Origin of the sequence: Devosia sp. (assembly GCF_034675085.1) — a bacterium.
Taxonomy (GTDB): Bacteria; Pseudomonadota; Alphaproteobacteria; order Rhizobiales; family Devosiaceae; genus Devosia.
The window spans coordinates 1-9539 of record NZ_JAUCDN010000118.1; the positions used below are offsets into that span (position 1 = coordinate 1).

A 9539-nucleotide genomic window follows, 5' to 3' on the forward strand; every position below is an offset into this window, starting at 1 on the left:
GCTGCTCGGCGCCGTCGAAACCACCGGGCGCTATCTCATGCCCGAATTCGGCGAATTCTTCTTCTATCTGGCCGTCATCGCCATCGTCAGCATCTTCCCCAATGGCCTTCTGGGGCGCGCGCCATGAGGGATGTCATCTCTTCCACCCGCCCAGGCCTCTGGCAGCGCAGCGCCCGCACCGACATGATCGCGGTGCTGGTCATTGCCGCGGTGGCGACGCTGTTCTTCTTCCTCTTCCCGCAAAGCCTGGCGCTGCTCACCCGCATCGTCGCCATCATGCTTTTGGTGCTCTCGCTCGATCTGGTCACCGGCTATGCCGGGGTGGCCACGCTGGGCCATGCCGCCGTGTTCGGCGCAGGCGCCTATGCCGCCGGCATCGCCGCCGCCAAGTTCGGCATCACCGATCCCTTGCTGATGCTCGTTATCGGCGCGCTGGCGGGCAGTATCGCGGGCACGGTTTCCAGCCTCGTCATCCTGCGCGGCCAGGGGCTGAGCCAGCTCGTGCTGTCCATCGCCGTGGTGCAACTGGCCCATGAGGCGGCCAACAAGCTCTCGGCCTGGACCGGGGGCAGCGACGGGCTCTCCGGCATCGCCCCCAGCCCGCTCTTCGGGCTGTTCCGCTTCGATTTGTGGGGCCGCACCGCCTATGTCCTGGCCGTGGTGCTGCTGATCGCCACCTTCCTCGTGCTGCGCATGGTGGTGCGCTCGCCTTTCGGCATGCTCTGCCGCGGCATCAGGCAGGACAAGGTGCGGGTGCGATCCATGGGCGCGCCGGTCTATGCCTCGCTGGTCAGGATGTATGCCATCGCCGGCGCCGTGGCCGGGCTGGGCGGCGCGCTTTCGGCCATCTCCACCAAGGTGGTGGGGCTCGACAGCCTCTCCTTCACCCTCTCGGCCGAGGCCATGGTGATGCTGGTTCTGGGCGGCACCGGCAACCTGTTCGGGGCCATGGTGGGCACCATCGTCTTCGTCTGGTTCGAGGATCGCGTTTCCTCCATCAATCCCTTCCACTGGCTCACCATTGTCGGGGCGCTCCTGGTGGCGGTGGTGCTGTTCGCGCCCAAGGGCCTCACCGGCACGTTGCAAGACTGGTGGCGGAGGGCGCGCAAATGAGCCTGCTCGCCGTTAAAAACCTCAGGAAGAATTTCGGCGGCCTCGCCGTCACCGACAATGTCTCGCTGACGCTGGAGCCGGGCAATCGCGTCGCCCTGATCGGCCCCAATGGCGCCGGCAAGACCACTTTCGTCAATCTGGTGACCGGGCATTTGAAGCCCGATGCCGGCTCGGTCCATATCGGCGGCGTCGACCTCACCCGCGCCTCGCCGACGCGGCGCGTTCATGCCGGGCTCGTGCGCAGCTTCCAGGTGACGCGGCTCTTTCCCGAAATGACGCCCGAGGAACATGTCGCCCTGGCCGTGCTGCAAAGGCTTGGACGATCCGCACAGGTTTTTGCCGATTATCGCGGCATGGACGAGGTGATGGACGAGATCGGCTCGGTGCTGGATCTGCTCCATCTCACCCCCATCGCCCATACGCGGGTCAGCGACATCGCCTATGGCCAGCAGCGGCTTTTGGAGATCGCGCTGGTGCTGGCGCTGCGCCCGCGCGTGCTGCTGCTGGACGAGCCGGCGGCGGGCGTGCCCAGCACCGATACGGTGCTGATCGAAAAGGCGCTGGAGCGCCTGCCGCCCGAGCTGGCAGTGCTGATGATCGAGCATGACATGGATTTCGTCTTCCGCTTCGCCCAGCGCGTCATCGTCCTGGCCGCCGGCGCGGTGATTTTCGATGGCACGCCGGAGGCGGTGGCGGCCGATCCGAAGGTGCGCGAAGCCTATCTGGGGAGCTATGCCGATGGCCGCGACGGCGCTTGAGGTGTCCGGCCTTTGCGCCGGCTATGGCCCCACCCGCATCCTGGAGGATATCAGCTTCTCCGTTCCCGCCGGCGGGCGGCTGGCGGTGCTCGGGCGCAACGGCATGGGCAAGACCACGCTATTGGCGACCCTGGCCGGCCAGACCCGTTATCTGGGCGGTTCGGCAAAACTCGATGGCGCCGAGCTGACGCGCCTCGAAGGCTCCGAGCGCGCCCGCGCCGGCCTGGGCTATGTACCCCAGCACCGTGCCATCTTCAAATCCCTCACGGTCGAGGAAAACCTGTTTATCGGCCTCAAGACCCGCCCGCGCAGCGCCATCGAGGAGGCCTATGCGCTCTTTCCCCGCCTCAGGGAGCGCCGCAACAATCCCGGCGGCAAGCTTTCGGGCGGCGAGCAGCAGATGCTGACCACGGCGCGCGCCATTCTCGGCCAGCCCAGCCTGTTGCTGCTCGACGAGCCGCTGGAAGGGCTGGCCCCGGTCATCTGCGAGGAATTGATGGCGGCTTTCACCAGCCTGGCCCAGACCCGTGCCATGACCATCGTGCTGGTCGAGCAACGCCTCAAGGCGGCGCTCGACTTCGCCGAAACCGTGCTGATCCTCGAACGCGGCCGCGCCGCCTGGTGGGGCACGCCAGCTGAACTGGCCGCCACCCCCGAAACCGTCAACCGCCTTCTGGGCGTGGGGCACTAGCTGCTCAATTTTGCCCCACCCACAATGTCATTCCGGCGCAGGCCGGAATCCATGTCCGCATACCACCCCCCACACTCTGATGTAAGGGGAGAGCCTTCAGCGTGGATTCCGGTCTGCGCCGGAATGACTGCGTGGTTTTATCGGCTGCCGTCGTCCTTCCCCCTACCGCAGCCCCGTATAATTTTCCGCAAGGCTCTGCTGAGCCGCCACCGATCCCACCAGATAGTCGAATTCCGCCCGCTGGATGCGCCGGCCGAACGGACCGGTTTCGGGGAAGGTGTGGAACAGGCTGGTCATCCACCAGCTGAAGCGCTCGGCCTTCCAGATGCGCGCCAGGGCATGGGCCGAATAGGCGTCGATCCCGGCCGTGGATTTTTCGCCGTAAAATTCGATCAACGCATCGGCCAGCAGCGCCACGTCGGACATGGCCAGGTTCAGCCCCTTGGCCCCGGTGGGCGGCACGATATGGGCGGCGTCGCCGGCCAGGAACAGTTTTCCGAAGCGCAGCGGCTCGGCGACGAAACTGCGCAAGGGCGCAATGGATTTTTCGATGGAGGGGCCGGTGGGCAGGGCCTCGGCAGTGGCCGGGTCGAGCCTTTGGCGCAATTCGTCCCAGAAGCGGGTATCGGACCAGTCCGCCGCCCGCTCGCCCTCTGGCACCTGGATATAATAGCGGCTGCGGCTGGGCGAACGCTGCGAGCACAGCGCGAAGCCGCGCGCGTGATGGGCATAGATCAGCTCGTGCTCCACCGGCGGCCGGTCGACCAAAATGCCCAGCCAGCCGAAGGGATAGACGCGCTCGAAAAGGCTCAGCGCCCCCTCCGGCAGGCTGGCGCGACTGGGGCCGTGAAAGCCGTCGCAGCCGGCGATGAAATCGCAGTCGATGCGCTGGCTCACCCCGTCCTTGACATAACTCACCCAGGGCGCGCCATCGACATCGTGCAGCTCGACATTCTCCGCCTCGTAAATACTGGGCGCCTGGCGCGCCGCCATCAGGTCGCGCGTCACCTCGGTCTGGCCATAGACCATGACCTGCCTTCCGATCAGGGCGGAAAAATCGATGCGGTGGCGGTCGCCGTCAAAGCTCAGCCCCACGCCCTCATGCACCAGCCCCTCGGCATGCATGCGGGCGCCGGCCCCGGCGCGATCGAGCAGGTCGACGCTGCCCTGTTCGAGCACGCCGGCGCGGATACGGCCGAGCACATAGTCGGGGCTGCGCCGCTCGAGGATGACGCTCTCCACCCCCGCCTGTTCGAGCAGCCGCCCCAGCATCAACCCGGCCGGCCCCGCCCCCACAATGACAATTTGCGTGCGCATACACCTCTCTCCGTTTGATCCGAGCATCGCCGTTTCGGCCGTTTGGGTGAATGGACAGGGCGCGCAATTGCTTGCATTATCCGAACATGAAATCCGTCCCCACCTACGCGCTTTACGGCGAGCGGCAGAGCCGGCAGGACTGGCTGCATTGGGAAACCATCCAGGCGCGCAGCCGCCTGCATGATTATCGCATCGCGCCACACCGGCACGACCAGTTCGTGCAGGTGCTGCATCTGACCGGGGGCCATGGCGACGTCTGGATCGAGGGCATCCGCCACTCTCTGGAGGCGCCCAGCCTGGTGGTGGTGCCGGCGCTGATCGTTCACGGCTACGCCTTCTCTTCCGATGTGCAGGGCATCGTCGTCACCCTGCTCGAGCGCGATCTGGCCGCGCGCGGGCCGGCGCTGCCGCAGGCGGGCCTGCTCACCGGCGATCTTGCCGGCGTCGAGGCGGCGCTTTCGCGGCTGATCGCGGAGGCCGACCGGCCCGGCCCCGCCCATGAGGCGGCCATGACGGCCCATCTCACCCTGCTGCTGGTCGCCCTGCATCGCGCCAGCGGCGAGGCGCCCGGCCCCGACGCCGCGTCCGGCCGGGCCTATCGCCACGCCCAGGCCTTTCGCCTGCTCGTGGACAGCCAGTTCCGCCAGACCCGGCGCCTGGCCGATTATGCCGGCGCGCTGGGCATCACCCAGACCCATCTCAACCGCATCAGCCGCCAGGTTCTGGGCACCTCGGCGCTGGGCGTGATCGAGCGGCGCCTGGCGCTGGAAGCGCGCCGCATGCTGCTGTTTTCAACCCTGTCGATCAAGCAGATCGGCAGCCATCTGGGCTATGACGACCCCGCCTATTTCTCCCGTTTCGCCACGCGCATGCTCGGCCGCTCCCCCAGCGCCTTCCGGCGGGAGGGCGGGGCGCAATATCCCGGTTAGAGCGTTTCCAGCAAAAGTGGAAACGGTTTTGCGGTTCGGAAACGCGATAAAACAAAAGCTTAGATCATTTCACCGTTTAATAGAAACGCTGAAATGATCTAAACACCATGCCGCCCCGCGCTTCTCCTCAACGCTCCCGCGCCGCCGCCTGCCGCACCGCCTGCATCAGGCTGGTGGCGGCCAGACCGGGCACCGTATCGGCGCGGGTGGTAAACCCCACCGGGCCCAGGGTTTCGCTGGTATCGAACGGCAGCAGCGCCAATTGCCCCTCTTCCACATCGCGCACCACCACGCCTTCGGAAATGATCCAGATGGCGTCGCTCTGGCGCACATAGGAGCGGCCGAAGGCGTTGGAGACAGTTTCGATCTCGTCGCGCAGTCCCGTGATGCCATGGGCCAGCAGCATGCGGTCCACCGAGGCGCGGATCACCGAATCCGGGGTCGGCATCAGCATCTGGTAGGGCGCGATCATGCCCAGATTGAAATCGGGACGCCCCGCCAGCGGATGGCCGGGCCGCACGGTAATCACCACGCGTTCCGAATACAGATGCTCGAAGCCCAGCCCCAGCATGGCGGCGGGCTCGGCCATGCGCCCGATGACGAGGTCGACGTCGCCGGTGCGCAACAGGGTGAGCAGATGCTCGTTGGGGCCGGTGATGATACGGCAGCGCACGCCGGTTTCCTCGGCCACGAACAGCCGCACCGCTTCGGGCAGGATGCGCGCCGAAACCGTGGGCAGCGCGCCGATCTTGAGCAAGGGCGCTTCATGGCTTCCCTGGGCGGCGTCGATCCCCTGGCGCAGCGCGGCGATGCTGGTCGAGGCATAGCGGTAGAACACTTCCCCGAACGGGGTGAGGGAAAGCCGGCGCCGGCTGCGGTCGAACAGCGCCTCGCCCAGGAATTCCTCCAGTTCCTGCACGGTTTTCGAGGCGGCGGGCTGGCTGATATTGAGCGCCTCGGCGGCCTTGACCATGCTGCGCAGCCGCGCCACTTCCAGAAAGCACGCGATATGGCGCAGCTTGATCCTGGGATCGATAATGCGTGTGGCCATCTGCCCCTCCGGTTATGCGGCTGGCCCCTGCTTGCGCCGAAATCGGCACTCAGGGCGCCTTACGATAAGCTACAGGTTATGACGTCTCCCTTAGTAATCATTTTACTTGCGGGCGGCCAGCCCCTTAAATCGGCGCGAAGAGGAGAGATGGATTGTTCACCCGCGTCAACGGCGTGCTGCTTTCATATCGGCTCGCCGGCAGGGCCGGCGCACCGGAACTGGTTTTCATCAATTCGCTGGGCACCGATGCGCGCATCTGGGACGATGTCATCGCGCTTCTGGGCGGGCATTACCACATCCTGAGCTATGACAAGCGCGGTCATGGGCTGAGCGACAGCCCCGCCGGCGCCTATGGGCTGGACGGTCATCTCGACGATCTTGCCGGCCTGCTCGATCATGTCGGCATGACCCGGCCGGCCCTGTGCGGGGTGTCGGTGGGCGGGCTTATCGCCCAGGGTTTTGCGCTGCGCCATCCCGAGCGGGTGGCGGCGCTGGTGCTGTGCGCCGCCGCGCCGCGCTTCGGGGACGCCGCCGGCTGGGCCGCACGCATCGAGGCGGTGCGGGCCGGCGGCCCCGGCGCCATTGCCGATGCGGTGATGGAACGCTGGTTCAGCCCCGGCTTCCGCCACAACCGCGCCGACGATCTGGCCGGGTGGAAGAACCTCTTCCTGCGCACCGATCCGGCCGGCTATATCGCCACCTGCGCCACCTTGCGCGATACCGATCTCACCACCCGGATCGGCGCCATCGCCGCCCCGACCCTGGTGGTGGCGGGCGAGGAAGACCGAGCCATCCCGCTTGCCGATGTTCACGCGCTGGCCGGGGCCATTCCCGGCGCGCGCTTCACCGCCCTTGCCGGGGCCGGCCATATTCCGGGCATCGAACAGCCCGAGGCGCTGGCCGCCCTGATGACGGATTTTCTCACGGAGGTCGGCCATGGCTGACGCAAGCCTTTACGATCGCGGCATAGCCACGCGCCGCGCGGTTCTGGGCGACACTCATGTCGATGGCGCCACCGCCCGCATGTCCGAATTCGATCATGACTTCCAGAGCTTCATCACCGAAGGCGCCTGGGGATCGGTGTGGTCGCGTCCGGGGATCAGCCGGCGCGAGCGCTCGATGATCACCCTGGCCCTGCTCGCCGCCCTGGGGCATGACGAGGAACTGGCCATGCATGTGCGCGCCACCGCCAATACCGGGGCCAGCCCCGAAGACATCAAGGAGGCGCTGTTGCATGTGGCGGTCTATGCCGGCGTGCCGGCGGCCAACCGGGCGTTCAGGATCGCCCGCGAACAACTGGAAAAGCGTCAGGAGGCAGCGCAATGAGCGGCATCATTCTTCCGGGGGCCGACGGGGTTCTCTTCCAGCGCGACCGCGCCTGGCATCCGGCGGCCAATACGCCGGGCTACAAAAGCACCACCTTCCGCGCTCCGCGCCACAGCCTGCTCGCCCTGGGCCCCACCCAGTCGGAGATGAGCGGCCCCACATTCGGGCATGAAAAACTGGGGGCGCTGGACAACGACCTCATCCGCAATTTCAGCCAGGACGGCACCGAGGCCATCGGCCAGCGCATGATCGTTTATGGCCAGGTGCTGGACGAGAATGCCCGACCGGTGCCCAATACCTTGGTGGAATTCTGGCAGGCCAATGCCGGCGGGCGCTACCGCCACAAGAAGGAAGGGTATCTGGCCGCGCTCGATCCCAATTTCGGCGGCTTCGGACGCGCCGTGACCGACGAGAACGGCTTTTACTCCTTCCGCACCATCAAGCCGGGGGCCTATCCCTGGCCCAATGGCGGCAATGACTGGCGGCCCGCCCACATCCATTTCTCGGTGTTCGGCCATGCCTTCGCCCAGCGGCTCATCACCCAGATGTATTTCGAGGGCGACCCGATGATCTGGCAATGCCCCATTGTCGGCACCATTGCAGACAAGGCCGCGATCGACCAGTTGATCGCGCGGCTCGACCGGCACAATACTACGCCCATGGACGCGCTGGCCTATCGCTTCGATATCGTTTTGCGCGGCCGCCGCTCGACCATGTTTGAAAACAGACCGGAGGGGAACTGATGCTGCACCCCACGCCCATCCTCAAGGAATCCCCTTCCCAGACCGCCGGCCCCTATGTCCATATCGGCCTGACGCCCAATTTCTGCGGCATCACCGGGGTCTACGACGCCGATCCGGGCGCTTCCATGCTCACGCCCGACACCAGGGGCGAGCGCATCACCATCACCGGGCGGGTGCTGGACGGCTCGGGCGCGCCGGTCAATGATGCGGTGCTGGAAATCTGGCAGGCCGATGCGACCGGGGCCTTCAGCGCCCCCATGGGCCCCAATTCCAATTCAGCCCCTGCCTTTACCGGCTGGGGCCGCCAGCCTACCGGCAGCGATGGCACTTTCATCTTCGAAACCATCAAGCCCGGCCCGGTGCAAGGCCCCGACGGCAAGCCGATGGCGCCCCATGTTTCGCTATGGATCGTGGCGCGCGGCATCAATATCGGCCTGCAAACCCGGCTCTATTTCGCCGACGAGGCCGAGGCCAATGCGACCGATTTCGTGCTCAACAAGATTCTTGACGCCCGCCGCCGCCAGACCCTGATCGCCCGCCGCGAGGAGGGGGAGGTGCCGCGCTACACGCTCGACATCATCCTTCAGGGCGAGGGAGAAACCGTGTTCTTCGACTTCTGATGGCCAGTTCCCTGCTCGCCTCCCTGTGCGGGGACGCCGACATCGCCGCCGCTCTTTCCGACGCCGCCCAGCTCAAGGCGATGCTGGCGGTGGAGGTGGCGCTGGCCGAGGCCGGCGCCGATTGCGGCTGGATCGACCCCGAGGCGGCACAGGCCATTGCGCTGTCGGCAGTCAATTTCACGCCAGACCGGGCCGATCTGGCCGCCGGCATGGCGCGCGACGGCGTCGTGGTGCCGGCTCTGGTGCGGCAATGGCGCGAGGCGCTGCCCGAGCCGCACCGGGCGGCTTTGCACAAGGGCGCCACCAGCCAGGATATCGTCGATACGGCGCTGATGGTGCAGCTTGCCGGCATTTTCGACATCTACGACACCCGCCTCGCCGCGCTCTTTACCCAGCTGGACGCGCTGGACGCAGAGTTCGGCGCAGACCCCCTCATGGCCCATACGCGCATGCAGGTGGCGCTTCCCACCCATTGGGGCGCCAAGTTCTCGAGCTGGCGCGCGCCGCTGCAACGGCATTTGCGGGCGCTGGCGGCGATGCGCCCGAGCCTGCTCGTCGTGCAATTGGGCGGGCCGGTGGGGGATCGCACGAGCTTTGCGGGCCATGGCGAAGCCCTCGCCGCCAGCCTGGCGCGCCGGCTCGATCTCGGCGTCGCCGCCCCCTGGCATACGGAGCGCGACCCCATTGCGGGGCTGGGGAACCTCCTCGCGCTCATCACCGGCACGCTGGGCAAGCTGGGCATGGATATCGCGCTTCTGACCCAGAACGAGGTGGCGGCGGCGCGGCTTTCGGGCGGCGGCGGCTCCTCGGCCATGGCGCACAAGTCCAACCCGGTCAATGCCGAGGCGCTGGTGGCGCTCTCGCGCTACAATGCCGGGCTGTCCGGCATTTTGCAGCAGGCCATGGTGCATGAATATGAGCGCTCCGGCGCCGCCTGGACGCTGGAATGGCTCACCCTGCCGCCCATGCTCGAAGCCACCGGCGCCAGTCT

At 66.8% G+C, this 9539-nt stretch carries 11 protein-coding genes and 1 pseudogene; 10 read left to right on the plus strand and 2 right to left on the minus strand.

What is annotated here, in order from left to right; all coding sequences use genetic code 11:
* From VDP82_RS09190 to VDP82_RS09205, 4 genes and pseudogenes are all read left to right on the plus strand, one after another.
* Window positions 1-127: pseudogene (locus VDP82_RS09190) on the plus strand (branched-chain amino acid ABC transporter permease); the annotation flags it as partial.
* A gap of 56 nt (window positions 128-183) precedes the next feature.
* A complete protein-coding gene (locus VDP82_RS09195) occupies window positions 184-1113 on the plus strand; it encodes a branched-chain amino acid ABC transporter permease (protein WP_323014559.1) in 930 nt (309 codons plus the stop codon).
* A complete protein-coding gene (locus tag VDP82_RS09200; RefSeq protein ID WP_323014550.1) occupies window positions 1110-1871 on the plus strand; it encodes an ABC transporter ATP-binding protein in 762 nt (253 codons plus the stop codon). The genes VDP82_RS09195 and VDP82_RS09200 overlap by 4 nt, the downstream gene beginning before the upstream one ends.
* Window positions 1852-2562, plus strand: a complete 711-nt coding sequence (locus VDP82_RS09205) for an ABC transporter ATP-binding protein (RefSeq protein ID WP_323014551.1) — start codon at window positions 1852-1854, stop codon at window positions 2560-2562. The genes VDP82_RS09200 and VDP82_RS09205 overlap by 20 nt, the downstream gene beginning before the upstream one ends.
* Before the next feature lie 162 nt (window positions 2563-2724).
* Here the strand turns inward: VDP82_RS09205 and pobA are convergent, their stop codons facing one another.
* Window positions 2725-3879: a 4-hydroxybenzoate 3-monooxygenase gene (pobA, locus tag VDP82_RS09210; protein WP_323014552.1), complete on the minus strand. Its 1155-nt coding sequence runs from the start codon at window positions 3877-3879 to the stop codon at window positions 2725-2727.
* Window positions 3880-3965: 86 nt separating this feature from the next.
* On the opposite strand from pobA, the gene VDP82_RS09215 reads away from it, so the two are divergent.
* Window positions 3966-4808, plus strand: coding sequence for a helix-turn-helix domain-containing protein (locus VDP82_RS09215; protein WP_323014553.1), 843 nt, complete (start codon window positions 3966-3968; stop codon window positions 4806-4808).
* A 127-nt stretch (window positions 4809-4935) separates the two neighbouring features.
* Here VDP82_RS09215 and pcaQ read toward each other — a convergent pair whose 3' ends face one another.
* Window positions 4936-5847 carry a pca operon transcription factor PcaQ gene (pcaQ, locus tag VDP82_RS09220; RefSeq protein WP_323014560.1) on the minus strand — a complete coding sequence of 304 codons (912 nt, stop codon included), beginning with the start codon at window positions 5845-5847 and terminating at the stop codon, window positions 4936-4938.
* Between the two features lie 164 nt (window positions 5848-6011).
* Between pcaQ and pcaD the strand changes: the two genes are divergently transcribed.
* The 5 genes from pcaD to VDP82_RS09245 form a co-directional block, all read left to right on the plus strand.
* A complete protein-coding gene (gene pcaD, locus VDP82_RS09225; RefSeq protein WP_323014554.1) occupies window positions 6012-6803 on the plus strand; it encodes a 3-oxoadipate enol-lactonase in 792 nt (263 codons plus the stop codon).
* Entirely contained in the window at window positions 6796-7185 is a 390-nt protein-coding gene (pcaC, locus tag VDP82_RS09230) for a 4-carboxymuconolactone decarboxylase (protein ID WP_323014555.1), read from the plus strand. The genes pcaD and pcaC overlap by 8 nt, the downstream gene beginning before the upstream one ends.
* Complete coding sequence (gene pcaH / locus VDP82_RS09235) at window positions 7182-7928, plus strand: protocatechuate 3,4-dioxygenase subunit beta (RefSeq protein WP_323014556.1); 747 nt, start codon at window positions 7182-7184, stop codon at window positions 7926-7928. The genes pcaC and pcaH overlap by 4 nt, the downstream gene beginning before the upstream one ends.
* Window positions 7928-8548 (plus strand): protocatechuate 3,4-dioxygenase subunit alpha, encoded by a 621-nt coding sequence (gene pcaG / locus VDP82_RS09240; RefSeq protein ID WP_323014557.1) that lies wholly within the window; start codon window positions 7928-7930, stop codon window positions 8546-8548. Before pcaH ends, pcaG begins: the two co-directional genes overlap by 1 nt.
* A partial coding sequence (locus tag VDP82_RS09245; protein WP_323014558.1) for a 3-carboxy-cis,cis-muconate cycloisomerase occupies window positions 8548-9539 on the plus strand: 992 nt, incomplete at its 3' end. The genes pcaG and VDP82_RS09245, both read left to right, overlap by 1 nt.